Genomic DNA, 24684 nt, shown 5'->3' with positions numbered 1-24684 from the left:
TGATCATCTCGTAGCCTCGACGCTTGTGAACGTTCCCGAGTGGCTGGCCGGGCGGGCCAGGAACGCGTCCGACATCGGGCTCGCGGTCGTCTTCGCCGCGGTGCTCGCGTTCTGGGCGTCCCGGATCGCGGAGAGCTGGGGAAGCGGCTACTGGCAGTTCGGCTGCGTCGCCGGGGCGGTGGTGTGCCTGATCGCGCTGCTGCGCCGGCGTGAGCGGGCGTGGGCGGCGATCGCCGGGCTGGCCGTGGCGGCGGTCGCGATCCCGGCCGCCCTGTTCGGCGGTCTGCCCGCCGAGCCCGGCCCCGCCATGGCCCTCGGCCTGTCCGTGCTCGTCGGTTCCGCGGTCAGGACGCTCCCGGCCCGCTCGGCGGGCGCGATCGCGGCGGGCGGACTGGCGGTGGTCGCCGCGAGCCTGTTCAGCGCTCGTACGCTCGCCTTCGGCGTCCCGGCGGTCACGATGCTGAACGGCGCGGGATGGCTCGCCGCGGTCGCGGCCGGGCCGCCGCCGCGGCTGCTCGCCGCCCGCCGGAGAGCGGCGGCGGACAAGGTGCGCCGCGACGAGCGCCTGGCGCTGGCCAGGGAACTGCACGACGTGGTCGCCCATCACGTCACCGGCATCGTGCTCCAGGCGCAGGCGGCCCAGCTCGTGGCGCGCAAGCGCCCCGAGCAGGTGGACGCCTCGCTCGCGGGCATCGAGGCCGCCGGCTCCGAGGCACTCGCCGCGATGCGCCGCGTCGTCGGCCTGCTGCGGGACGCCGACGGCGCGGACCCCGCGACCCGCTCCCCCGAGCGTCTGGAGGATCTGGTCGAACGCTTCGGCGGGGCCGACGGCCGGACGGTGCGCCTGCGGCTGCCGGACGACGACGAGGCGGCGGCCTGGCCGCCCGAGGTGACGAGCACCGTCTACCGGGTCGTCCGGGAGTCGCTGACCAACATCGCCCGCCACGCCCCGCAGTCCCGCACCGTCACGGTCGGCATCGCGCAAGATCGGGACGCCGTGACCGTCGAGGTCACCGACGACGCGCCGCGTTCGTCCGCCCGGTCCCCCCGTCGCCGCGGGTACGGCCTCGTCGGGATGCGGGAGCGCCTCGAGGCGCTCGGCGGGACGCTGCGCGCCGGACCGCGCGAGGACGCCGGCTGGTCCGTGTGCGCCACCCTGCCCGTCCCGACGCGGGAGCGGCGATGACCATCAGGGTTCTGCTGGCGGACGACCAGGCGATGGTCCGCGGCGGCCTGCGGCTCATTCTGGAGGACCAGCCCGACATCAGCGTGGTCGCGGAGGCCGCGGACGGCGCCGAGGCGGTCGAGCTGGCCCGGCGGCTGCGCCCGGACGTGTGCCTGGTGGACATACGGATGCCGCGTCTGGACGGCATCGACGTCACCCGCGCGCTGGCCGGCCCCGGCGTCGCCGACCCGCTCCGGGTCGTCGTGGTCACCACCTTCGACCTCGACGAGTACGTCTACGGCGCGCTGCGCGGCGGCGCGGCCGGCTTCCTCCTGAAGGACGCGGGCCCCGCGCTGCTGGTCGAGGCCGTGCGGGCGGCGCACGCCGGCGACGCCCTGGTCTCCCCGTCGGTCACCGTCCGGCTGCTGCGCCATCTGACCGCCGGCCCGGCCCCCGGCGCGGCGAGATCGGCCGCGCCCGACCGGCCGCTGTCCGACCGGGAGATCGAGGTCGTCCGGGCGATCGCCCGGGGCCGGACGAACCAGGAGATCGCCGCCGAGCTGTTCATCTCGCTGAGCACGGTCAAGAGCCACGTGTCCGCCATCCAGGCCAAGCTCACGGTGCGCAACCGGGTCGAGATCGCCGCCTGGGCCTGGGAGCATCACCTGATCGGGCCGATGTAGCGCCGGGACGTATGCCGGGGACCGGGCGGCGCCCCCTGGAACGGGCCACACCGATCCGCTCCCGCCGCAGGTCAGGCCGCCGAACGCACGGGAACCGCCGCGGCCCGAGCCGTAACCCGGCCATAACGGAGACTTATGCCTCCGGTTATGGCCGCTGGTTTGATTTCGTCATCAAACTACGGGCGGCACACCCCTTCGATCCTCCGGCGGTGAATCCCCCGGAGCCACCTGGCCGCCCGCAGCAGAACCCCGCCGCGTCCCCTCGCGTCCCCTCACGTCCCGGGGCCGCCGCAACGTCCCCCCGCCACATCCAACCTCACGCTCGTTCCTCGACACCCCCCCGGAGGTCGCACGTGGGAGTCACCCCACCCCTGCGCGCACGCAGAAGGCCGACACTGGCCGCGCTCGTTCTCACCCCCGTCCTCGGTCTGGGGCTCGTCCTCCAGCCGGCAGCCGCCGCCGTCGCCGTCGCCGAAGCACCGGCGACGACCGTTTCGGCGGGCAAAACGCCGCCCCCCGCCCCGCCGCTGCTCAGAAACGACGGCGCCGACAGCGCCGATCACGTCCGGCGCTCCCCGCTCCCGGTCGACGAGCGGGCGCCGCTCCCCTCCTCCACCGAACGGCTGCGGCGCGACTACGACCGGCCCGATCCCGCCCCGGCGCACCCGCGCCCGTCCGCGAAGGAGAAGGCGACGTCCGCCGCGCGGGCCGGGGCGGCCGCCGCGTGCAACGTGAGCGACTTCACCAGCCGGACCGGAAGCGCGCTCGTCCAGCAGATCAAGTCGTCCACCACGGAGTGCGTCAACACGCTCTTCATGCTGACCGGCTCCGACGCGGCCGCCGCGTTCCGCGAGTCGCAGATGGCGAGCGTCGCCTACGGCCTGCGCGACAACGCGGCCTCCTATCCCGGCGACAACACCACCGGCACCGCCCAGCTCGTGCTCTACCTGCGCGCGGGCTACTACGTGCACTGGTACTACCCCTCGACCGTGGGCGCGTACGGGCCCGCGCTGAAGACGGCGATCCAGTCCGGGCTGGACGCGTTCTTCGCGAACTCCCGGTCCTCGACGGTCAGCGACGCCAACGGCGAGGTGCTCGCCGAGGCCGTCACGCTGATCGACAGCGCCGAGGAGAACGACCGCTACCTCTCCGTGGTGAAGCGGCTGCTGAACGGCTACACCGGCGCCTACGACGCGTACTGGTGGATGCTGACCGCGGTCAACAACGTCTACACGGTGCTCTTCCGCGGGCACCAGGTCCCGGCGTTCGTCACCGCCGTCCAGGCGGACCCCAGCGTGCTGGACACGCTGAACGCGTTCGCGACGAACCATCTCAACCTGCTCGGCACCGACAGCGCGTACCTGACCTCGAACGCGGGCCGGGAGCTGGGCCGCTTCCTCCAGCACGCGACGCTGCGGGCCACGGTGCGGCCCCTGGCCACGAACCTCCTCCAGCGCAGCTCCATGACCGGGCCGACCGCACCGCTGTGGGTGGGCGTGGCCGAGATGACCGACAGCTACGACAAGGCGAACTGCTCCTCCTACGGCACCTGCGACCTGCAGGCCCGCCTCGCCGCGACCGTCCTGTCCATCACCTACGACTGCGGGCCGAGCATCAAGGTCCGCGCCCAGGACATGACGGCGGCGCAGCTCGCCGACTCCTGCGCCAGCCTCACCGCCCAGGACGCGTACTTCCACAACCTCGTCAAGGACAGTGGCCCGGTCGCGAACGACAACAACACGACGATCGAGGTCTGCGTGTTCGATTCGAGCACCGACTACCAGACCTACGCGGGGGCGATCTTCGGCATCGACACCGACAACGGCGGGATGTACCTGGAGGGCGACCCGGCCGCCGCCGGCAACCAGCCCCGCTTCATCGCCTACGAGGCCGAGTGGGTGCGTCCCGCGTTCCAGATCTGGAACCTCAACCACGAGTACACCCACTACCTCGACGGCCGGTTCGACATGTACGGCGACTTCGGGGCCGGCGTCACCACCCCGACCATCTGGTGGATCGAGGGCTTCGCCGAGTACGTCTCCTACTCCTACCGGAACGTCGTCTACGACGCCGCGATCGCCGAGGCGGCGAAGCGGACGTACGCGCTGAGCACGCTGTGGGACACCACCTACTCCCACGACACCACGCGCGTCTACCGCTGGGGCTACCTCGCGGTCCGGTACATGTTCGAAAAGCACCCCGCTGACGTCGCGACCGTCCTCGGCCGCTACCGGACCGGCGACTGGAACGGCGCCCGCGCCTTCCTCACCGGCACGATCGGCGCCCGCTACGACGCCGACTGGCAAACGTGGCTGGCCGCGTGCGCGTCCGGGGCCTGCGCGGGCGGCGGGAACGGCGGCAACCAGGCGCCGCAGGCCGCGTTCACGTTCAGCGTGAACGGCCTCGCCGTGAACTTCACCGACGCCTCCACCGACCCCGACGGCACGATCACCGCGCGCCGCTGGGACTTCGGTGACGGCTCGTCGTCCACCTCGGCCAACCCCTCGCACACGTACGGCGCGGCCGGCACGTACCCGGTGACGCTGACCGTCACCGACAACGGCGGTGCGACCGGCACGACCACCCGGCAGGTGGCCGTGTCCTCCGGGCAGTCCATGCCGGAGTGCACCTCCGCCGACACCCGGGAGCTGGGCAAGAACTGCCGGCGGAGCGGCGTCTCCGCGACCGCCGGGAACTACGCCTACTTCTTCCTGTACGTCCCGGCCGGCACGGCCCGGCTCGTCATCACGTCGTCGGGCGGCACCGGGAACGCCGACCTCTACTACAGCGCCGGCTCGTGGGCCACGACGTCGGCGTACACGCAGCGGTCGGCCGGGTCCGGCAACGACGAGACCCTGACGGTGGCCAACCCGGCGGCCGGCTACCACTACGTCAGTCTGTACGCCGCCCAGGCCTTCTCCGGGGCCTCGGTGCAGGTCGAGTACTGACGCCCGCCGCCGTTCCGTGACGATCACCTCGGCCGGGACCGGACCTCGCGTCCGGTCCCGGCCCTCACGGCGTGGCGGGACGGGCGGTCTCCCCCCGGATCAGCAGGCGGTGCCCCTCCTGCAGCTCTTCCGGGAGGTCGTCGGGCGAGAACCACCCGGCCTCCAGGATCTCGAAGCCGTCGGTCCTGAGCGTGCCACCGAGGAACTCGGCCTCGTAGGCCACCTCCAGCCGCAGCCGGAAGCCACTCTTGAGCAGGACGAGCCGGTGCGCGCGGACCTCCAGCCCGGTCTCCTCGCGCACCTCGCGGGCGACCGTGTCCTCGAACGTCTCCGACCGCTTCGCGTACCCGGACGGCAGGCCCCACTGGCGGCCCTCCGGCCACAGGCGGTGCTTCAACAGCAGCACCCGCCCCTCGGAGTCGCGGACGATCCCGGTGACGCCGACCATGAACGTGGCGTGCGCGAGCCACAGCAGACGCCACTGCATCGGGCCGCGGATGGCCCGCCACAGGCGGGCGATGAGCCTCTTCACGTCGTCCCCCCGGGGCGGTGTGCTGATGATCGCGAGTCCGTCCACGATGGCGCAACCGCCGCCGGATTTCCAACCGCCGCGATTCCCGAGTCGCGGCCGGTGCCGGGTCGCGGGTCGCGGATCGCGGGTCAGCGGCCGGCCGGCTCCGGGAAGCCGGCCGGCAGCGGACGCGCGTGCAGCACGTCCAGGCGCGACACGGCGCGCGTCAGCACCACGTAGAGCCGGTTGAGCCCGCGCTCCTCACCCTCGACGATGTCGGCGGGCTCGGCCACGACCACGTGGTCGTACTCCAGGCCCTTGGCCAGTGACGCGGGCAGCACCGTGACCCGGGTGGGGCCGTCCGCCGGCTCACCGGGCGAGGCGGTCAGCGCGCCGACGGCCTCGCCCGGCAGGCCCTCCCGCAATGTGGCGGCGAGCGCGTCCACCGCTCCGCCCGGCGCGATCACCGCGATCGACCCGTCGTGCCGCAGCGCCTCGCGTACGGCGTCCAGAGTCGCGCGCGGCAGGTCGGGCGTCCGCGTCACGTGGACCCGGCCGTCGGCGCGGAAGGAGCGGGTCGGCGGCACGTCCACGTCCAGGACGTCCAGCAGGTGGTTGGCGAGCCGCGCGACCGCGCCGGGGACCCGGAATCCGGTCGTCAGCGCGATCACCCGCGCCTCCGGCTTGCCCAGGTGCCCGAGCAGGTCACGCCAGTCGCGGGCCGCCCACGGCGTCGTCCCCTGCGCGAGGTCGCCGAGCACGGTGATCGAGCCGTACTCGCTCCGGCGCGCGACGACACGGCACTGCATCGCCGACAGGTCCTGCGCCTCGTCGACGATGACGTGGCCGTACCCGGGCGCGCGCCGCAGCAGGCCGGCGACCTCGTCGAGGAGCACCAGGTCGGCGGCCGACCACCGGGCGCTCCGGTACGTGCGCGGCGGCCTCGCCCACAGGATCGCCGCCCGCTCCTCCGGCGTCAGGACGCCGTCCGCCGCCCGCGCCAGCGCCTCCGGGTCGCCGAGCACCCCGGCGACCACCTCCTCGGGCCGCACGTCCGGCCACACCGCGTCGACGAACGGCGTCGCGGCGCGGGACGTCCGGCGGGTCCAGACCCCGTCGAGGTTCCGGCCGCGCGCCTCGGCCTGCCGTCCCAGCGCGGCGACGACCCGGGCGATGACGCGCTCGCGTCCCACCGCGTACGGCGCGGCCTCGCGGCGGGTGTCGTCCACGATGCGGCGCAGTTCCTCCTCCGGCACCCGCCACCGGTAGGAGCCGTCGGTCACTGTGGCCGGCCCCTCGGGCCGGCGCACCCGCGCGTACAGGGCCCGGCGCAGGACGGCCGCCATGCGGACGTCGTGCTTGACGGCGGCCGCCGCGGCGTCGTCCTCGGCGTAGCCGTTGATGTCCGCCTTGATGTCCTGCTTGGCTTCCCCCTTGGCCTCCCCGGCTGTTGTCCGGGCGCGGGTCCGGGCCGGCGCCGCCTCGCGGGCCAGCAGGCGCTCCATGGTGGTCTGCTCGACGTCCACCTCACCGAGCACGGGCAGCACCGCCGAGATGTAGTGGAGGAACGCGGGGTTCGGCCCGAGCACGAGGACCCCCGACCGGGAGAGCCGCTGCCGATGCGCGTACAGCAGGTACGCGGCGCGGTGCAGGCCGACGGCGGTCTTTCCGGTTCCGGGCGCGCCCTGGACGCAGATCGACTCCTCCAGCTCGGCCCGTACCAGCTCGTCCTGCTCGGGCTGGATGGTGGCCACGATGTCGCGCATGGGACCGACGCGGGGGCGTTCGATCTCCGCCGCGACGATCCGGCTCGCGGCCCCCGTGTCCTCGCCCCGGTCGAGGTGCTCGTCCTCGTATCCGGTCAGCTCGCGCTCCGCCCAGCCGAACCTGCGGCGTACCGCGATGCCGAAGGTGGCGCCCGCGCCGGCCCGGTAGAACGCCCGCGCCACCGGCGCGCGCCAGTCGATCACCATGGGCGGCTCGCCCGGCCCGCCGGAGATGTGCCGTCGGCCCATGTAGTAGCGCCGGCCCCGGTGGTCGCCCGCGTCCGCGCCCGAGCCGAACTCCAGTCGGCCGAAGAACGGCGGGCCGCCGGGCTCCTCGGTCAGCTCCTTGGCCAGGCTTTTCAGGTGGCGCCCGAGCCGCTCGGCGCTGTACCGGTCGCCCGCCACCTGTTCACCGATGACGACGTTCAGCCGGGCGCCGTCCAACATCGCGCGCAGCCCCTCGTCGCAACGCGCGGCGTACGCCTTCTCCTCGTCGAGTCCGTTCATCCCACCACCTTAAGTTAACCGAGTTAATAGATTAACCGAGTTAACTGGTTGCTATGCTGGCGGCGTGACAGGACTTCGGCGGCTGAAGCGGCAGCGGACCCACGACGCGATCTCCGCGGCGGCGATCTCGTTGTTCCTGGAGCGCGGCTTCGACGAGGTGTCCGTCGCCGAGGTCGCCGCGGCGGCGGAGGTGTCCAAGCCCACGCTGTTCAAATACTTCGCGACCAAGGAAGACCTCGTCCTGCACCGCATCGCCGACCACAGGGGCGAGGCTGCCCGGGTCGTACGGCACCGCGCGCCCGGGGTGGACCCGCTGGCCGCGCTCCACGCGCACTTCCTCGACGGCCTCGCGCGGCGTGACCCGGTCACCGGGCTGAACGACGACCCCGAGGTCATCGGATACCACCGGATGGTCTTCTCCACGCCCTCCCTGTTGGCCCGCCTGTTCCACCACATGGCCGCCGACGAGGAGGCCCTCGCGGCGGCGCTCGGCGAGGACGCGGACGACCTCACCGCGCGGCTGCTGGCCGCTCAGGTGATCGCGGTCCAGCGTGTGCTCGCCCGCCGCAACTGGGCGGCGCTCGCCGAGGGAATGAGCGCGGACGACGCCCACCCCTCGGCCGTCTCCGCCGCCGACCGGGCGTTCGCCCAGCTTCGCGACGGCGTCAGCACCTGAGCGCGTACGGGCGGCATGTCACGCCGCGCGGGCGGCGACGAGGTCGGGGACGCCCGCGCCGTCGAGCACGGCCGCCCGGTATCCCTCCCGGGCCAGGAGCGTGGCGGCGATCGCGGCGCGGCGGCCGGAGCCGCACGCGACCAGCACCGGCCGCTCCCTGTCCAGCCCGTCCGGCACGCCGTCCGCGACCAGGTCGGGCAGGAAGCGCTCCACCGCCCCCTCCAGGCGTACGGCGGCGCGCTCACTTGGCATCCGCACGTCCAGCAGCTGGGCGCCGGGCTCGTCCAACCGGGCGGCGAACGCCGCGAGGTCGAGCAGCTCGAACGTCGCCGTCGCGGCGGTCCCGAGGTCGCGGACCACGCCCCGCACCGCGTCCATGCCGAGCCGCGCGAGCTGCGTACGCGCCTCGGCCACGTCCTGCTCGGGCCCGGCCACCAGCACGATCGGCGCCTCGTACGGCAGCAGCCACCCGGCCCAGCTCCCGAAGTCGTCGCCGAGCGCGATCCCGACCGAGCCGGGGAGGTATCCCGCGGCCTGGACGGCCCTGGGCCGGATGTCGACCACGACCGGCTCGTCCGGCGCGCCGCCGGCGCCCCCCGCCTCGCCGTTCCGCCCGGCGCGCGGCACGGAACGGGCCGGCCCGGAAGAGGGCAGCGGGGACAGCTCGGACAAGGACAGCTCGGACAAGGACAGCTCGGGCACGGCGACCGGCGGCATCGGCGGCACGCCGTACATGTTCGCGGGCCCCAGGTGCTGGTAGAAGGCCGGGATCGGCAGCGGGGCCGCGAGCAGCTCGTCGGCCAGCCGGTCCGGGTCGTCGTACGCGAGCATCGGGTTGCCGGCGATCTCGTCCCCGATCGTGGAGGTGTGCCGGCCCGCCCCGCTCACCGAGCAGAACGATCCCTCGCCGTGCGTCGGGAACAGCCCCACCGCGGGCGGAAGCGCGGCCAGCCGGCGGAGCGAGCCGTGCTGCAGCCGGGCCAGCGTGCGGGCGCGGGCCGGGCCGAGCAGGTCGGGCCGTCCGGCCGACGCCACCAGGAGGCTGCCGCCGGAGAAAACGGCGACCGGCTCGCCGTCGATCAGGACCAGATAGCTCGTGTGCTCGGGCGTGTGCCCCGGAGTGTGGATCGGGCGGATCACCAGCCCGTCCTCCGCCGGGATGTCCTCCAGGTGGAAGGCCGGGGTGTGCCGGTAGGCGGGCGCGGCGGCGGCGGGCAGCACCAGCTCCGCCCCGGTGCGCGCGGCGGCCTGCTCGCCGCCGGAGACGTAGTCGTTGTGCAGGTGCGTCTCCAGCACGAACCGGAGCTGCACATCCCGCTCGGCGGCCGCGTCGAGGAAGCGGTCGATGTCGCGCTGCGGGTCGACGAGCACCGCTCTGCCCGCGTGCGTGAGCAGGTACGTCTGGTCCCCGAGGCCCGGGGTACGGAAGGACACGATCTCCATGGCTCACCTCACTGGGATTGACACCCCTGGGGGTATCTCGGACAGATATGGGGCTCATATACACCCGGGGGGTATGTGAGAGTCAGCAAAAGGTCCCGGCCGGACCGGGGGCGACGCGCACCCCCGGAGCTCAGGCCAGGGACAGGAACAGCTTCTCCAGCTCGGCGACGCTCATCGGCGGCTCCTCGCCCCGCTCCTGGGCGGCCTGGCAGCACCGGAGGCCGCTCGCGACAATCTTGAACCCCGCCCGGTCGAGCGCCTTGGAGACGGCGGCGAGCTGGGTGAGCACCTTGGCGCAGTCCTCCCCCGCCTCGATCATCGCGATCACGCCGGCGAGCTGGCCGTGCGCCCGCCGGAGTCGCGTCACCGCGTCGCCGACCATCGACTCGTTCATCTCCATGGCCTCAAAGTACCCCCAGGGGTATGTCGAGGCAAATCGCACCCAACGCCGGCCCGTACGGTCAGCCGCGGCTGGTGTCGATGACGCAGAAGCGGTTGCCGTCGGGGTCCGCGAGCCCCACGAAGTCGGGGTCGTCCGGGTAGAGGTCCCAGTCGACGCGCCGCGCGCCCAAGGCCACCAGGCGCTCGACCTCGGCGACCTGCTCGGCCGCGTCATCGGCGTACAGATCCAGGTGGACCCGCGGGTGCTCCTGGACCGGCGTCTCGCTGAGACCGAGTGACAGGTGCGGCCCCGCCTCCTTGGCCGGGACGAGCACCACCCAGTCGTCCTCCATCTCGTCACGCGGGACGTAGCCCAGCGCCTCCATCCAGAACGCCGCCGCACGCGGCACGTCCGAGACACCCAGCACGACGGATCCGAACCTCAGCATGACCAGATTCTGGCAGACGGCGACGGCTCCCGATCGTCCGCGTGCGCGGCGACGGGCCCGGTGAACGCCGGCCGGATCAGCGGTGGAGCACCTCGGCGACGCGGTCGACCTGGCCCGCGTCAGCGGACCAGCAGTACAACATGACCTCGTCGGCGCCGATGTCGCCGAACGCGCTCACGGCTCGCAGGACCGCCTCCGGGGTGGTCAGCATCCCGTCGGCGACGCGGTCCCGGTACTCCGCGAAGGTGTAGTACGCCCGGACGGCCTGCCGGGCCTCATCCACCACCCGGTCCGGACCGAGCGCCACGTTGGCCTGGGCCACCAGCCGAGGACCGCCGGAACGTCCCGCCTCCTGCCACGCCCTCTCCACAGTGCGGAAGAACCGGCCCATCTCCTCGGGCGAGAACATCGCGCCCAGGAACCCGTCTCCCCATCGCGCGACGCGCTCGGCTGTGGCCGGGACGAACCCGCCGAACAGCACCTCGGGGCCACCGGGCCGCACGGGCGCGGGCCCGATGGGGCCGATGTCCCCGCTGTCCCCGCCGTATGGCTCGCCCGCCCAGACACGCCGCAGGACCGCCATCTGCTCGTCGAGACGGCGACCGCGACGCCGGTAGTCGACGCCCGCCGCCCGGAAGTCGTCCTCCCTCACGCCCACCCCTATGCCGAGCGTGAACCGGCCGCCGGAGATCCGGTCGAGTGTCGCGGCCTGCTTGGCCAGCAGGGGCGTCTCCCGTGTCGGGGCGATCAGCACCTCGGTCATCACGCGGATCCGCGAGGTCGCTCCGGCGACGGCGGCCAACGTGACCAGCGGCTCGGGGTTGTGGTACACGAGGCGGTCCAGCATCGCCAGAGTCGTGAACGGACCGTCCTCAGCACGGCGCACCCAGGCCGACAGCGAGCCGGGGTCCGCGATGGGCAGACCGAGTCCCACTTTCATGACGTTCCCCCCTTTTCCTGCTTCCCTCCCCGCCAGTCCCCTTCCCCGCCAGTCCCCTTCCTGTCGGGCCCCCTTCCTTCCGGTCCGGCCGACGTCCGCGATGCCGTACCTCCGCGCCGGAGGAAGTGTTCGCAGCGACGCTCAGCGAGTCGACCCCGAGCCGTACGGGCGCCGGTTGGGACGAGCGCGCATGGCCGGCCAACGCCACGGCGTTCGCCCGAGCCGCTCAGCATGGGCAGCACGAGTGCGGGATCAATCCCTCAAGCGCCATCGCGCCGTGGCCACGAGGTGCGACAAATTGGCCGTACGCTACGAAGTGGCTATGAAGGTGGATCCGAGAGCCATGTGTCGGTCGGTTTGAGAGCCACTTGCTGATCAACTGCCTTGGAGTGTTAGTGAAAAAGAGAGCCATGCCAGTGGGCCTGGGGCATGGCTCTCGTGACGCTGTGTGAGTGTTGTCGGCGTACACCTCCCGCTGCGGAGGCGAGTACGCGTAAACGTGCACAGCCCGAGGACGGTTAGCCGGTGGCGGTGATGTGGCTTTGACGGCGGCCAGGGTTCGTGAGGCGGCAGCAGGGGTGCGACGTACGCGTATGTTCGACCAGGTTCAGTGGAGTTCCTGGCGTTCTGCCGTTTCGTCCAGACGATGGAGCAGGTGCGCCCAGCCGTCGCTGGTCTCCTCTTCGAGTACGGCGGGCAGACCACTGTGGCGCAGGGTGAGCTCGGTGCCATCACCGTCCGGGGTCAGGGTGACTTCGACTCGGGATGCCTCTGGTGCCATGTCGGGCGCTCCTGGTGTGGCCTCCCAGCCGAAGGTGAAGACGAGACGTTCGTACGGCACGAGCTCCACGAATCGTCCGCGCATCACCGGGCGTGGGCCCTCGTGCATCGCAACCTGCAAGGTGCCACCGGGGCGGGCGTCCAGCTCGGCCGTTCCCCACCATTGCGCCAGGCGTGCCGGGTCGGTGAAGAACTGCCAGACCGTCTCGGGACGCGCACGGATGTGCAACGTCTGCTCAATCGTCTTGCTCACAACGATCCCTTCACGTCCTGGTCATCAGTGTGCGCGCGTTCTTCTCGCTCGGCTTCGTGCTGGAGGCGGCTGAGCGAGGTGGACCACATTGTCTCCAGGAACGTCACCGCTTCGGCCAGTCCCTCCGGACGTAGCCGATAGAAGCGGCGATTGCCTGCGCGGCGGACGTCGACGAGGCGGGCTGCTGTCAGCGTTCGCAGATGCTGGGATACCGCAGGGCGACTGATTTCGGGAAAGCGCTCGGCGATCTCGCCTGCCGATACTTCGCGATCCCGCACCAGGACGAGGATGGCGCGGCGGGTCGGGTCCGCCACAGCGCGAAGCGCGTCGTCCATGGGCCACCGCCTTCGTTTGCGCACTGCCGGGACAGCATGTAAGAGTTTAAGCAATATCTTACACTCTATCGATGACGAGGATCCGCTATGTCAGGAGACGACAACACCTGTGCCCCGCGATCGGAGAACCAGTGCCTGACTGCGCTGGTTGGCCGTTGGCATTCGCAGGGGCGTATAGCGGCCACCGCGACCGACCCGGTGATCCGCATCACCGGGTCGGACACCTACGAGTGGCTGGCGGGCGAGCACTTCCTCATTCACCGTGTGGACGTGCGCATGAATGAGGAGCACGTCGAGGTCATCGAGATGATCGGGCCCTACGATCCAGCGAGCCGGACCTACCCCATGCGCTCCTTCGACAATCACGGCAACTTCGTCACCATGCGGGCAAGCGTCGACGACGAGGGTGTCTGGACGTTCGCCGGTGAGATGGAGCGGGCGACGCTGGTGATCGCCGAAGACGGCGACTCCATGACGGCCGAATGGGAGCGCACTGACAACGGCTCAAACTGGCGGCACTGGATGGACATGAGCTTCACGAGGGCTTCCAGCCCCAGCGCCATCCCTGGCCGCTGAATCCCTCGCAGATCAGAAGCCTCACCGTCGAGCTCGCCTCGCCGTTCCTGGTGGAGGCACTACAACACCATCATGCTATGCGCGTCTATCCGTACGCGCCTTTGCACATGGAGGTGTACGCCGACAAGTGTGGTCAGCTGGCTTGCTCGGCTCTGGCTCGGGTCTGGGCAAGACGGTAGGAGTCGGTGCCGGTCTCGATGATGTTGCCGGCGAAGGTGAGCCGGTCGACGATCGCGGCGCAGAGGCGCGGGTCGGTGAAGGTGCGGGTCCAGCCGGAGAAGGACTCGTTGCTGGCGATGGCGACGCTGTTCTTCTCTTCGCGTTCTGTGAGGACCTGGAAGAGGAGCTCGGCGCCGTGTCGGTCGAGTTCCATGTAGCCGAGTTCGTCGATGCAGAGCAGGTCGACGCGTCCGTAGCGGGCGACGGTCTTGGCGAGGACCTTCTCGTCGGCGGCCTCGACGAGTTCGTTCACGAGCTTGGTAGCAAGGGCGTAGCGGACCCGGTAGCCCTTCATCGCGGCCTCGGTCCCGAGGGCGATGAGCAGGTGGGACTTGCCGGTGCCGGAGTCGCCGATCAGGCAGAGGGGCTGGCCCCTTTTCACCCATTCGCAAGTGGCGAGCGTGTGGATGGTGGCGGGGTCGATGCCCGGGTTGGCGTCGAAGGCGAGGGCGCGCAGGGACTTGTCGCGGGGAATCTGGGCGGCCTTGATGCGGCGTTCAGAGCGGCGGCGAGCGCGGTCGTCGCATTCGGTCAGTAGGAGTTCGGCGAGGAATCCCAGGTAGGACATCTGCTCGCGGGCCGCCTGCTCGGCCAATTCAGGAAAGGCGGTGCGGATGCTGGGCAGGCGGAGCATCCGGCAGGCCTGGTCGATGGAGGCCTGGGCGGCCTGTTCGGTCATGCCGCGGTGGGGGACGCTCATGGTGTTTCTCCTTGGGCTGGGCGCTCGCCGGGCGGCCGGGCGCGTTTGAGGAGCTGGTCATAGGCCGTCACCGAGGGCAGCGGCCGGGTGTCGCGGGGAAGCTGGGCCAGGCGCCGTTCGGTCAGGAACGTCACCGTTGCCTCGTGGTTGTCGTGCTGGGCGGGCTCGGGAGCGGCTTGTTGGTCTTCCTCAGCGGCTTTGCGGGCCTCCAGGGCGACCGGCGTCGGCGGTGAGGGCGCCGGCCCGCAGCGCGGCGGCCAGGCCGGTGACCAGATGCTCGGTGGGGAGATGACGGGCCAGGAGCAGCACTTCGATCAGCGCGCGGGTGCCGTCGCGGTCGCCGTGGGCCTTGCAAGCCGCCGCCCACCAAGTGTCGTGAACCGGGGTGAACTTGCCTGCGGCCCGCGCCTGCTCCAGAGCGGTCGCGCCCGGCAGCGCGCCGGGCTTGCGGATCAGGACCTCCAGATAGTGGTCCAGCTCCAGGCGCCGACCGCCCTTGGCGAACAACCGATCGTGCTCGGCGACGACCTGCTGCCCGTCATAGACGATCAGGTGGGAGGCGTGCAGCATCACCCGCAGCTGGCGGCCGATGAACCGGGCCGGGACCGAGTAACGGTTCGTCCGGACGGTGATCTGGCTGTAGCGATCGACCCGGACCGGGAGCAGCAGCCCGGTCTCGAACGGCCCCTGCGAGACCGTCCGCAGCAGCGGCCGCTCGATCGCGAGGTACTCGCCGACGGTCCTGGCCCGCGCCCCAATCCGCCGTCCCTCGTCGGCCTCGTCCCAACGGTCGATCATCTCGTTCAGCTCATCCAGCGAGCCGACCTCTGGAATCGGGACCAGGTGGTTGCGGCGGAACCAGCCGATGTCGCCCTCGACCCCGCCCTTCTCGTGGGCGCCCTTGATCCCCGGCTGGCAGTAGAACGCCTCGACCCCGTAGTGCTCGCGAAACGCCGTCCAGCGGGCGGACTCCGTCCGGGCCCGGGTGAACCCCAGCACCGCGGAGACCGCGGCCTTGAGGTTGTCGTAGCGGACCTTGCCCGTCGGGACTCCGCCCAGCACCCTGAAAGCATGGACGTGTCCCTCGAAGAATGCCCTGCCCTCCGGTGGCCAGCACCCGGTGGACCGCCTTGCCCGAATACGACAATCGGAACGAGAACAGGAAGCACTTCACCTGCTCGCCCGCGATCCGGACCGTCACGTCCCCGAAGTCGACCTCGGCCTCGACTCCCGGCAGATGCGACTGCGGGATGAACGCCTCCGGCGGACCCCGGCCTGCCTCGACCCGGATCTCGCCCCGCCGGTGAGCGACATAGGTGCGGACGATCTGATACGAGATTTCCATCGCCTGGTGCTCGTCCACCAGCCGTGCGAAGATCCGCTTCGCCGTGTGCCGCTGCTTGCGCGGCGCATCCAGATCGGCCCGCAGCATCTCGTCGATCAATGGTTTGAACTCATCCAGCCGACTCGCCCGCGGCGCCATCTTCTTCCTCGGCTCCGGCCACGGCTGACGCAACGCCTCAGCCACCGTGTTCCGGCTGACCCGATACTTGATCGCGATCTGCCGACCCGACAGCCCCGCACGAGAATCCCGGCGAATCGCCGCGAATACCTCCACCTTGGACTGGGGGTGTGTCACCAGCGTCTCCTCACACGGAGTAACGCTTCGATACTCGCACCGCTAACCCTCAGGTGGCTCTGGAATTCGCTAACACGGCTCCACCCCCACCGAGCGCCACAGAGCCACTGACCGACATTCGGCTCTTAAATTCACCTACAGAGCCAACGAAGCGACCGTGCTGATCGCAGTCCTCAATGAGTGGCTGTGAACGTCACCTCGGCGCGGTCCAGCATGAGCAGTGCGTCGGCAGCCGCTGGCGACAGCACTGTGTTGTCTTGCACGTCGGCGAGAGGGACCCACACTGCCGCCTCGGTAGAGCCATTGGCCTCGGTCACCGTCGGCGTCCCTCCCTTGAGAGCTACCGCGTAAAACAATGCTGTCAGGCTCCAGCTCACGCCGTTTCTCTGGGCCGAGTATGTCCTCGCGTCGAGCAGGTGAGCCTCGATCAGTTCAAGGCCCGTTTCTTCCAAGAGTTCGCGGGCCAGTGCCTCGACAGGCTGTTCGCCTGGATCGATCCCCCCACCAGGCAAGTGCCACAGACCTGGCATGAAGACGGGAGAAGCATCCGACAACCGACCCAACAGCAGTCGATCCTCTTCCACAGCGATTGCATACGCCGAAATGCGGGTTCTTACCTGGGTGTTCACAGACCCCATCCCCCTGCACCGAACCACGTCAGGCGGAACCCTAACGCCATCAAGATCGACTTTCGCAACAGGCCCTCCCGTGCACGAACTCAAGCGGCCAGCACGCAACGCCGCCGAGCTGATGTCCCTCGCCAATGGGCTGCAGGTCTCCGGGATCCAGCTGCCAAGACTCCGCCCGGAACATCCGGCGGGGTCTTGGCACGCGGCTGATTGACCTCTCTACTTTTCAAGCTCGGCCGGTCAGCTCTCTGGCTCGCTGCCGGGCCCAGTGCTCGGTCGCCAGCACCGCTTCCATGGTCATCGCGTCGGCGGCGAGCTGATCGTGCTCGTTCATCACGCGCTCCACGATGTCGATGATCCCGAGGAACGGCAGGCCGCCGGCGAGGAAGGCGGCGACGCACTCCTCATTGGCCGCGTTGAACACCGCAGGCATGGTCCCGCCCGCCGCCCCTGCCGCGCATGCCAGGCTCAGACCGGGGAACGCGTCGTGGTCGACGGGCAGGAACTCCCAGGTGGATGCCTGTGACCAGTCGCACGCGGGAGCGGCGTCGGCCACCCGTTCCGGCCAGCTCATGCCCAGGGCCAGCGCCATCCGCATGTCCGGCGGCGCGACCTGGGCGAGGGTGGAGCCGTCGCGGAACTCGACCATCGAGTGGACCATCACCTGCGGGTGGACCACCACGTCGATCCGGTCGAAGGGGATGTCGAACAGCAGATGGGCCTCGATGACCTCCAGGCCCTTGTTCACCAGGTTCGCGCTGTTGATCGTGTTGACCGGTCCCATGTCCCATACCGGATGGGCGAGCGCTTGGCCGGGGGTGACCTCGGCCATCTCCGCACGGCTGCGCCCGCGGAACGGGCCGCCGCTGGCGGTCACCACCAGACGGCGCACGTCCTCGCTCCTGCCGCCCTGGAGGCACTGGAAGAGCGCGGAGTGCTCCGAGTCCACGGGCAGGATCTGACCGGGTGCGGCCTGCTTCTTCACCAACGGCCCGCCCACGATCAAGGACTCCTTGTTCGCGAGGATCAGCCGACTGCCGGTCTCCAGGGCCGCCAGGGTGGGGGCCAGGCCGATGGAGCCGGTGATGCCGTTGAGCACCGCGTCACAGGGCAGTGCGGCGAGTTCGGCGGAGGCTCGCGGCCCGCACACCACCTGCGGCAGCCGAGCACCCACCGCGCCCCGGCGCCCGGCCTCCGCCCGGAACACCTCCTCGAACTCCGTCGCGCGATCAGCCGCGATGCCCACGCACTCCACGCCCAGGGCCAGCGCCTGCCGGGCGAGCAGTTGCAGGTTGCCGCCTCCGGCCGAGATCGCCGCGACCCGGAAGCGATCGCGATTGCGCTCGATCACGTCGATCGCCTGCGTGCCGACGGATCCCGTCGACCCAAGAAGGACCAGGTTGCGAGGTTCATGGAAGGCAGAGGCCATGATCGGAATGCTAGCGGCGCTGCCTTGGCAGGCGGAGACCAGCCCTGCCCAGCCTACCAATGAGAGGGGGCCAAGGCCCGGGGCCGGTGAGAGGGCGGGGGCCAGCGGGAGAGCCGGGCCTGTGAGAGGGCCCGGGCCGGTGAGGGGTCAGCGCAGGCAGGCGGCGAGCTTCTGCTCCAGCACCTGCTTTGGCGCGGCACCGACCCACGACCCCTTGGTCTCGCCGCCGGAGTAGACGACGAAGGCGGGGACGGCGGTGACACCGTGCCGGGCCGCCAGCTCTGGCTCCTGCTCGATGTCGACCTTGACCACGTGGCTCAGCCCGCGTGTCCGCCGGGCGCGACGACGTCGGCGAGCGGCCGAGGGAAGGCCGGGGACGCCGCCTCCGCGACGCGGTGGTTCTCGACGTCCCGCGCGATCTCCTCCTCCACCAGGTCGTGGTTGACGGCGATCGCGGCCGCCGACGCCATACCGGCCGCGGTGATCACCTGTGCCCGCCGGTCGGCGACGTTGCCCACGGCCCACACACCGGGGACGCTCGTACGGCCCGATGGGTCGGTGATCAGCTGGCCGCTCTCGTCCCGGGCGCACCCGAGGCCGGTCAGCAGGTCGTCGTGGGGCACCATGCGCGGGAAGACGAACACCGCGCCGCGAGGCACCACGCTGCCCTCGGCCAGCTCGACGCCGCGCAGCCGGTCGTCGTCCACCACCAGCCGCTTGACCGGGCCGTCGACGACCCGCACCCCGCGCGCGGCCAGCCGCTCGCGCTCGTCGCCGGTCAGGTCCATGGTGTGCGGGAAGAAGACGATGTCGGCCGACCACTGCCGCAGCAGCATCGCGTGCCGCACCCCTTCCGGGTGGGTGCCCAGCACCCCGATCGGCTCGTCACCGACCTCGTAGCCGTGGCAGTACGGGCAGTGCAGTACGTCCCTGCCCCACCGCTCACGCACCCCGGGGATGTCCGGCAGCTCGTCGCGCAGCCCGGTGGCCACCACGACCCGCCGTGCCGGGAGCGCCGGGCCGCCCGCCAGGTGCACCTGGAAACCGTGCTCGATGTGGCCAACGTCGACAATGTGGTCAATGTGGTCGATGTGGTCGGCCCGGCCCTCGATCACGTCCACGCCGTATCCGGCCACCTCGGCCCGGCCCACCTCCAGCAGGGCCGCCGGAGGCATCCCGTCCCGGGACAGGAAGCCCTGCATGTGGGAGGCCGGGGCGTTGCGCGGGCTCCCGGCATCCACCACCGCAACCCGGCGGCGAGCCCGGGCGAGCACCAGGGCGGCGCTCAGCCCGGCCGCGCCCCCGCCGACCACCACCACGTCGTATCCGGAATCGTTCGATGCCGCGTTCTTCGTATCGCTCACGGCGACCACCTCCGCCCATAGGCTGCGGCCGCCGGCCCGGAAGTGCCAACCTTTGTTGCCAATTCTGGGAACGCTGTCGTGGCGGCCCGCCTCAGTACGGCAGCCGCCGCCCGCCGGGTGTCCGCAGGTCCAGCGGGGCCGCGGTGGACTTTCTGCCCTTGGCCTTCCTGATCCTCTGCATCTCCGCTCGTCCTCTCAGCTCTCCAGGCTCGGCTGTCCGGTCTTGGCTCTCCAGAATCAGACGTCCAGCTCGAACCAGACGGCCTTGCCCGCGCCCGTACGCTCGACGCCCCAGTCGCGGGACAGGGCCTCGACGAGGAGCAGCCCACGCCCGCACTCCTCCTCCTCGGGCATGTGCTGCACCTGGGGAAGCGCGGGGCTCGCGTCGGCGACCTCGCAGCGCAGGACGCCGCCCGAGGCGGAGAGCGTGACGACCGGCTCTCCCGCGCCGTGGCGCAGCGCGTTGGCGATCAGCTCGCTCACCAGGAGTTCCGCGAGCTCGCTGTGCTCGCCGTACCCCCAGGCGGCGAGCTGGGCGCGGACGAGTCGCCGCGCGGCGGGCGTCGAGGACAGGTCGCGCGGGAGGATCCACGAGGCGTGCCGGTCGCGCGTCGCCGTGGCGGTGTGGGCGGCTCCGGCGTACCCGCAATGGCCCGGCAGCCGCATGTGATCACGCGGCCCGAGCATAGGAAGCCCTGTGTGCGGGGACGCTGCGCCCATCGGGCAGCAGCTCGCCGGTGTCCTCGAAGACCACGACGCCGTTGCAGAGCAGACCCCAGCCCTGCTCGGGGTGGAAGGCCACGAGGCAGGCGGCGCAGTGATCGGGAGCATCCGCGGACGGGCACGGCGGGATGTGCCGGCACATATCAGTCACCTCGCTCGTCCGACACCGGCGAAGCCGGAGCCGGAGAATTCATGGAAGGCCGGCGGCCGGGCGGCCCGGCGCAGCAACTCCCCGAGCGAGAAGTTGACGGTGCGCGGCCTTTCTAGCATCAGGTTGTGGCCGGTTCGCGGGAGGACGACGAGAGCGGCGCCCGGCAGCGTGTACGCGATCGCCTCGCTGTGCTCGACCGGCGTGACCATGTCGTCCCCGCCGACCAGGATCAGCGTGGGCACGTTCCGCAGCACCGCCAGGGCGGCCCGCCCGTCGTGCGCCAGCAGCGTCGCGTAGAAGTCCCCGATCACCTCGATCGGAATGGAGTCGATGATCCGGACGGCGGCCGCCCACACCGCGGGCGACACGTTCGACGCGAACGAGTACCGCCGCACCAGCAGGTGCAGGAGGTCGGCGACGGCGCGGTGCCCGTGCCCGCCCATGATCGATGTCCCCGCCAGCACCTTGAGCAGTCCGGGGACGAACGGCTGCAGCAGCCGCGCGCCGTACGCGGGCAGCCCCAGCGTGACGTGGTCCAGCCCGCCCGCCGAGGTCGCCATCAGCGCGACCCCGGCGACGCGGTCCCGGAACAGGTCCGGGTGCGCCTCGGCCAGCGCCATGATCGCCATACCGCCCATCGAGTGTCCGATCAGGACCACCGGCCCGGACGGGACGACCTCTTCCAGGACCCGGTACAGGTCCCGGCCGAGCTGGGTGATGGTCGCCGATCCGGCGGGGCCGCGACCCGACCGGCCGTGCCCGCGCTGGTCGTACAGGACGAGCCGGGCCTGGTCGGCGAACGCGGTCCGCTGGTCGCTCCAGCAGTCAAGGTGGAGCGCCAGGCCATGGCAGAAGACCATGGTCAGCTCGGCGTCGGCGCGGCCGCCGACCTCCACGTACAGCTCCAGGCCGTCGTCGGCCGCGACGGTGCGCGCCGTTCGGGCGGCCGGGGCCGCGTCTCGGGAGTCGCGCGGAACATCCGTCACGGCGTTCGGCAGCGCCTCGGCCAGCTCAGAGGCCAGGCCAGAAGCCAGCTCAGAGGCCGGCTCAGAGGCCAGCTCAGAGGTCCGGGCAGAGGTCCGGTCCCCCCGGGGACCGAGCCCGCGGATGGTGGTGCCGTCGTACCCGTCCGACGACGGTCCATGGGGGCGATCTCTGAACATTGCCGCCTCCCTCCGCTCGTCAATCGGGCTCCTGGGCGATGTCATCGATAACCTGCTTTCGCCTCCCACGATCGCGCCGTAAGTCCCCGATGTCTGCGCGGGCAGCCGCCATCTTGCGGGCATGCCTGCGGCCATACCGGCTTTCCTGCTAGCTGCAATGACGAGGCGGCGACCGGCTGCGACCCTGGAGACGTGTCGTTGAGATGCCTCATCGTGGACGACAGCGATCACTTCAAGGAGGCCGCCCGCCGGTTGCTCGAAGCGGATGGCATCGCCGTGGTCGGTGTCGCGTCCACCATGGCCGAAGCGCTGCGCCAGACCGGCGAGCTCCGGCCGGACTGCGTGCTGGTCGACATCGACCTCGGCGAGGAGAGCGGGTTCGATCTGGCCCGGCTGCTCACGGACGTGACGGCCGGCGGTCCGCCGTACGTCATCCTGATCTCGACGTACGACGAGGCGGATTTCGCGGAGATGATCGCGGCCAGCCCGGCTGTCGCGTTCCTCGCGAAGCCGAACCTGTCGGGCTGGGCGATCGGCTCGATCCTGCGCGAGGCCGTCGGCGAAGGGGCGTGAACCCGGGGGTTCCCGGCGCTAGCGCGACTCCAGGAAGGCGAGCACCGCGAGGACACGGCGGTGGTCGTCCTCCGTCTCCGGCAACCGCATCCGGGACATGATGCTGCGCACGTGCTTCTCGACGGTGCCCTCGGTGATCCAGAGCTTGTGCGCGATGCCCGCGTTGGAGCGCCCCTCCGCCATCAGGGCGAGCACCTCGCGCTCGCGGTCGGTCAGCAGCTCCAGCGGGTCGTGTCTGCGCCGCGCGGTGATGAGCTCCGTCACCAGGGCGGGATCGACGACCGAGCCTCCGTGGGCGATCCGTTCGAGCGTCTCGACGAATTCGGTCACGGCGGTGACCCGGCTCTTGAGCAGGTAGCCGACCTGGTGCCCGGCGGCGAGCAGTTCCATGGCCTGGTCGACCTCGACGTGCGCCGACAGCATGAGGACGCTCGTCTCCGGGAACTCCTCGCGGATCACGCGGGCCGCGTCGAGCCCCTCGGTCGTGTGCGTGGGGGGCATCCGGATGTCGACGACGGCCAGCACCGGGCGGTGTTCGCGGACGAGGGCGAGCAGCTCGTCGGCGTTCCCCGCCTGGCCGACGACCTCGAACCCCGACCGCTCCAGGAGGCTCGCCAGCCCCTCCCGCAACAGGACGTCGTCGTCCGCCAGGACCACCCGCGTCCGTTCCTCGTCCACCTCATCGCCGCCGTTTCACGTCGGTCGGCCGCGCCACGGGACACGCCGCAGGGGACGGAACGCCGTGCCGTACCGGCCGGCCACGGGCGCTCTGACCTGCGTCGACATCGAACACGCCTCCGGGTTCGTACGGAGTAACGTGGAGGCATGCGTGCGCGGCTGATGTCGTTGCTGCTACGCCCGACGCGCCTGCCCGTCCTGTGGGGCGTCATCGTCAGCGCCTTGTTCGTAGCGGCGGAGACCTTCCTGACCGACCCGCTGGAGAGGTGGGCACCGGGCAGCTCTCTGGGGGTAGTTTACCTACTCGGCGTTCTCGTGGTCTCGTACCTCTGGGGGCTGCGGCTGGGCGTCGTCACCGCCGTGGTCAGCGGTTTCGCGTTCGACTATTTCCACCTTCCCCCTGAGTACACGATCACGCTCTTCAGCAGCTGGTCGTGGATCGCGCTCATCATCTTCATCGTCGTCGCCCTGCTGGCCGGCTGGGCCGCGGCGCTGATGCGCTCCCTCGTCATCGAGGCGGACAATCGGCGCCGGGAGGCCGACACCGACGCCAAGATGTCCCGGCTTCTCATGCGCACCGAGCGCGTGCGATCGGCACTACCGGCCGCCTCCCAGCGCCTGGCCAAGGGGCTCGGCCTGCCGTTCCTGACGATCGAGGTCGACGCGGTTCCGGGCGACGGGGAGCGCACGGCGCTGCCGCTGGTCGAGGGCGCCACCAGGCTCGGCACGCTCCTGGTCCCCGACGGCCTGCCCGACACGACCATGCGCCGCCTGCGCGAGCGTGTCGTACCGTCCCTCGAGGCGCTCCTGCACGCGGCCCGCGACCGCGAGGCGATCAGCCAGGCGCTGGAGACGAGCCGCGACCAACTACGCCGGATCGCCGAAGTGCAGGCCGCGCTGCGCCGGGTCGCGACGCTGGTCGCGCGCGGAGTCCCGCCGACGGACATCCTCGACGCCGTCGCCTGCGAGACCGGCCTCCTCCTGCGGGCGGACTACACGGTGATCGAACGCTACGAGCCCGACGGCACGATCGTCCTGGTGAGCTGGTGGAGCAAGGAGGGCGCCGCCAGCTCGATGCCGCCTGTGGGCTCGCGCTGGCCGGTCAGGGAGCACAGCGTCTCCGGCCTGGTACGGAAGACCCGGCGCCCGAGCCGGATGACGAGGTACGACAACCCGGACGGGGAGCTGGCCGAGTGGGCCCTCACGCAGCGGATCGTCTCCGCGGTCGGCAGCCCCATCGTGGTCGAGGCGCGGCTGTGGGGCGTCGTGATCACCCTCTCCCGCGCCCCGGAGCCCCCGTCGCAGGCCGACGAGGAGCACATGCGCGAGTTCACCGAGCTCATCGCGACCGCGATCTCCAACGCCCAGGCCCGCGACGAGCTCGCCGCCTCCCGCTCCCGCGTCGTCGCGGCCTCCGACGAGACCCGGCACCGCATCGAACGCGACCTGCACGACGGGGCCCAGCAACGTCTCGTCTCACTCGGGCTGGAACTGCGGACCATGGAGTCCGGCGTGCCGGAGGATCTGGTCGAGCTGAGGCAGCGGCTGTCCAGCGCCGTCGACGGGCTGACCCTCGTGCTGGAGGACCTGCGGGAGCTGTCCCGGGGCATCCACCCGGCGATCCTCTCCAAGGGGGGTCTGGGGCCCGCGTTGAAGATGCTCGCGCGCCGCTCCCCCGTCCCCGTCGAGCTCGACGTACGCGCCGACCGGCGGCTGCCGGAGCGGGTCGAGGTGGCCGCCTACTACGTGGTGTCGGAGGCGCTGACGAACGTGGCCAAGCACGCCCAGGCGTCCATGGCCCGGGTCGAGGTGGACGTGGACGACGCGCGCGTCACGATCTCGGTCCGCGACGACGGGGTCGGCGGAGCGGACACCCGCGTCGGCTCCGGGCTCATCGGCCTCAGCGACCGCGTCCAGGCGCTCGACGGCACGCTGGAGATCGCCAGCCCCGCCGGTCAGGGCACCACGCTGACCGCGACGATCCCCCTCGGCACCGGCTGACG

24 protein-coding genes and 1 pseudogene are annotated in these 24684 nt (G+C 71.3%); 7 read left to right on the top strand and 18 right to left on the bottom strand.

The window, feature by feature from the left end:
* The first annotated feature begins 25 nt into the window (after positions 1 to 25).
* The 3 genes from AWQ71_RS03090 (at position 26) to AWQ71_RS03080 (ending at position 4796) form a co-directional block, all read left to right on the top strand.
* Positions 26 to 1186 carry a sensor histidine kinase gene (locus AWQ71_RS03090; RefSeq protein ID WP_245658083.1) on the top strand — a complete coding sequence of 387 codons (1161 nt, stop codon included), beginning with the start codon at positions 26 to 28 and terminating at the stop codon, positions 1184 to 1186.
* A complete protein-coding gene (locus tag AWQ71_RS03085; RefSeq protein ID WP_067126344.1) occupies positions 1183 to 1848 on the top strand; it encodes a response regulator in 666 nt (221 codons plus the stop codon). Before AWQ71_RS03090 ends, AWQ71_RS03085 begins: the two co-directional genes overlap by 4 nt.
* A gap of 353 nt (positions 1849 to 2201) precedes the next feature.
* On the top strand, positions 2202 to 4796 hold the full coding sequence (locus tag AWQ71_RS03080; RefSeq protein WP_245658082.1) for a collagenase: 2595 nt from the start codon (positions 2202 to 2204) through the stop codon (positions 4794 to 4796).
* A 64-nt stretch (positions 4797 to 4860) separates the two neighbouring features.
* On the opposite strand, the gene AWQ71_RS03075 is transcribed toward AWQ71_RS03080, so the two are convergent.
* Positions 4861 to 5328: an NUDIX domain-containing protein gene (locus AWQ71_RS03075; protein ID WP_067127490.1), complete on the bottom strand. Its 468-nt coding sequence runs from the start codon at positions 5326 to 5328 to the stop codon at positions 4861 to 4863.
* Between the two features lie 128 nt (positions 5329 to 5456).
* Positions 5457 to 7580, bottom strand: coding sequence for a HelD family protein (locus AWQ71_RS03070; RefSeq protein WP_067126341.1), 2124 nt, complete (start codon positions 7578 to 7580; stop codon positions 5457 to 5459).
* A gap of 64 nt (positions 7581 to 7644) precedes the next feature.
* Here AWQ71_RS03070 and AWQ71_RS03065 point away from each other — a divergent pair, with 64 nt between their 5' ends.
* A complete protein-coding gene (locus AWQ71_RS03065; RefSeq protein ID WP_067126339.1) occupies positions 7645 to 8256 on the top strand; it encodes a TetR/AcrR family transcriptional regulator in 612 nt (203 codons plus the stop codon).
* Positions 8257 to 8274: 18 nt separating this feature from the next.
* On the opposite strand, the gene AWQ71_RS03060 is transcribed toward AWQ71_RS03065, so the two are convergent.
* The 6 genes from AWQ71_RS03060 to AWQ71_RS03035 form a co-directional block, all read right to left on the bottom strand.
* Positions 8275 to 9699: an MBL fold metallo-hydrolase gene (locus AWQ71_RS03060; RefSeq protein WP_067126336.1), complete on the bottom strand. Its 1425-nt coding sequence runs from the start codon at positions 9697 to 9699 to the stop codon at positions 8275 to 8277.
* A 130-nt stretch (positions 9700 to 9829) separates the two neighbouring features.
* Positions 9830 to 10099 (bottom strand): metal-sensitive transcriptional regulator, encoded by a 270-nt coding sequence (locus AWQ71_RS03055; protein ID WP_067126333.1) that lies wholly within the window; start codon positions 10097 to 10099, stop codon positions 9830 to 9832.
* Positions 10100 to 10160: 61 nt separating this feature from the next.
* Complete coding sequence (locus AWQ71_RS03050; RefSeq protein WP_067126330.1) at positions 10161 to 10529, bottom strand: VOC family protein; 369 nt, start codon at positions 10527 to 10529, stop codon at positions 10161 to 10163.
* Between the two features lie 76 nt (positions 10530 to 10605).
* Positions 10606 to 11469, bottom strand: a complete 864-nt coding sequence (locus AWQ71_RS03045; RefSeq protein WP_067126327.1) for an LLM class flavin-dependent oxidoreductase — start codon at positions 11467 to 11469, stop codon at positions 10606 to 10608.
* Between the two features lie 607 nt (positions 11470 to 12076).
* Positions 12077 to 12502: an SRPBCC family protein gene (locus AWQ71_RS03040; protein WP_169806507.1), complete on the bottom strand. Its 426-nt coding sequence runs from the start codon at positions 12500 to 12502 to the stop codon at positions 12077 to 12079.
* Entirely contained in the window at positions 12499 to 12837 is a 339-nt protein-coding gene (locus AWQ71_RS03035) for an ArsR/SmtB family transcription factor (protein ID WP_067126321.1), read from the bottom strand. Before AWQ71_RS03035 ends, AWQ71_RS03040 begins: the two co-directional genes overlap by 4 nt.
* Before the next feature lie 87 nt (positions 12838 to 12924).
* On the opposite strand from AWQ71_RS03035, the gene AWQ71_RS03030 reads away from it, so the two are divergent.
* Positions 12925 to 13413 (top strand): DUF1579 family protein, encoded by a 489-nt coding sequence (locus AWQ71_RS03030; RefSeq protein WP_067126318.1) that lies wholly within the window; start codon positions 12925 to 12927, stop codon positions 13411 to 13413.
* Positions 13414 to 13546: 133 nt separating this feature from the next.
* On the opposite strand, the gene istB is transcribed toward AWQ71_RS03030, so the two are convergent.
* The 9 genes and pseudogenes from istB to AWQ71_RS02990 form a co-directional block, all read right to left on the bottom strand.
* The gene (gene istB, locus AWQ71_RS03025) at positions 13547 to 14332 is read right to left on the bottom strand and encodes an IS21-like element helper ATPase IstB (protein ID WP_067126315.1); all 786 of its coding nucleotides are present in this window, start codon (positions 14330 to 14332) and stop codon (positions 13547 to 13549) included.
* Positions 14329 to 15971, bottom strand: a pseudogene (istA, locus tag AWQ71_RS44850) (IS21 family transposase). Before istA ends, istB begins: the two are co-directional and overlap by 4 nt.
* A 173-nt stretch (positions 15972 to 16144) precedes the next feature.
* A complete protein-coding gene (locus AWQ71_RS03015) occupies positions 16145 to 16600 on the bottom strand; it encodes an NUDIX domain-containing protein (protein WP_067126311.1) in 456 nt (151 codons plus the stop codon).
* Positions 16601 to 16826: 226 nt separating this feature from the next.
* On the bottom strand, positions 16827 to 18029 hold the full coding sequence (dxr, locus tag AWQ71_RS03010) for a 1-deoxy-D-xylulose-5-phosphate reductoisomerase (RefSeq protein ID WP_067126308.1): 1203 nt from the start codon (positions 18027 to 18029) through the stop codon (positions 16827 to 16829).
* A 147-nt stretch (positions 18030 to 18176) separates the two neighbouring features.
* Positions 18177 to 18341 carry a thioredoxin family protein gene (locus AWQ71_RS42510; RefSeq protein WP_169806506.1) on the bottom strand — a complete coding sequence of 55 codons (165 nt, stop codon included), beginning with the start codon at positions 18339 to 18341 and terminating at the stop codon, positions 18177 to 18179.
* 5 nt (positions 18342 to 18346) lie between these two features.
* The gene (locus AWQ71_RS03005) at positions 18347 to 19393 is read right to left on the bottom strand and encodes an NAD(P)/FAD-dependent oxidoreductase (RefSeq protein ID WP_218001622.1); all 1047 of its coding nucleotides are present in this window, start codon (positions 19391 to 19393) and stop codon (positions 18347 to 18349) included.
* A 237-nt stretch (positions 19394 to 19630) separates the two neighbouring features.
* A complete protein-coding gene (locus tag AWQ71_RS03000; RefSeq protein WP_067126302.1) occupies positions 19631 to 20059 on the bottom strand; it encodes an ATP-binding protein in 429 nt (142 codons plus the stop codon).
* A 4-nt stretch (positions 20060 to 20063) separates the two neighbouring features.
* On the bottom strand, positions 20064 to 20258 hold the full coding sequence (locus AWQ71_RS02995) for a DUF5999 family protein (protein ID WP_067127488.1): 195 nt from the start codon (positions 20256 to 20258) through the stop codon (positions 20064 to 20066).
* Positions 20259 to 20263: 5 nt separating this feature from the next.
* A complete protein-coding gene (locus AWQ71_RS02990) occupies positions 20264 to 21430 on the bottom strand; it encodes an alpha/beta fold hydrolase (protein WP_067126299.1) in 1167 nt (388 codons plus the stop codon).
* Between the two features lie 192 nt (positions 21431 to 21622).
* Between AWQ71_RS02990 and AWQ71_RS02985 the strand changes: the two genes are divergently transcribed.
* The gene (locus AWQ71_RS02985) at positions 21623 to 22003 is read left to right on the top strand and encodes a response regulator (protein ID WP_218001621.1); all 381 of its coding nucleotides are present in this window, start codon (positions 21623 to 21625) and stop codon (positions 22001 to 22003) included.
* A gap of 18 nt (positions 22004 to 22021) precedes the next feature.
* On the opposite strand, the gene AWQ71_RS02980 is transcribed toward AWQ71_RS02985, so the two are convergent.
* Entirely contained in the window at positions 22022 to 22681 is a 660-nt protein-coding gene (locus AWQ71_RS02980) for a response regulator transcription factor (protein ID WP_067126293.1), read from the bottom strand.
* A 147-nt stretch (positions 22682 to 22828) separates the two neighbouring features.
* Between AWQ71_RS02980 and AWQ71_RS02975 the strand changes: the two genes are divergently transcribed.
* A complete protein-coding gene (locus tag AWQ71_RS02975) occupies positions 22829 to 24682 on the top strand; it encodes a sensor histidine kinase (protein ID WP_084258423.1) in 1854 nt (617 codons plus the stop codon).
* Positions 24683 to 24684 lie beyond the last annotated feature (2 nt).

This window comes from Microtetraspora malaysiensis (assembly GCF_001528665.1).
Taxonomy (GTDB): domain Bacteria; phylum Actinomycetota; class Actinomycetes; order Streptosporangiales; family Streptosporangiaceae; genus Microtetraspora_A; species Microtetraspora_A malaysiensis.
Note: the sequence above shows the minus strand (reverse complement) of the source record. Positions and strands in the feature narration are given on the sequence as shown.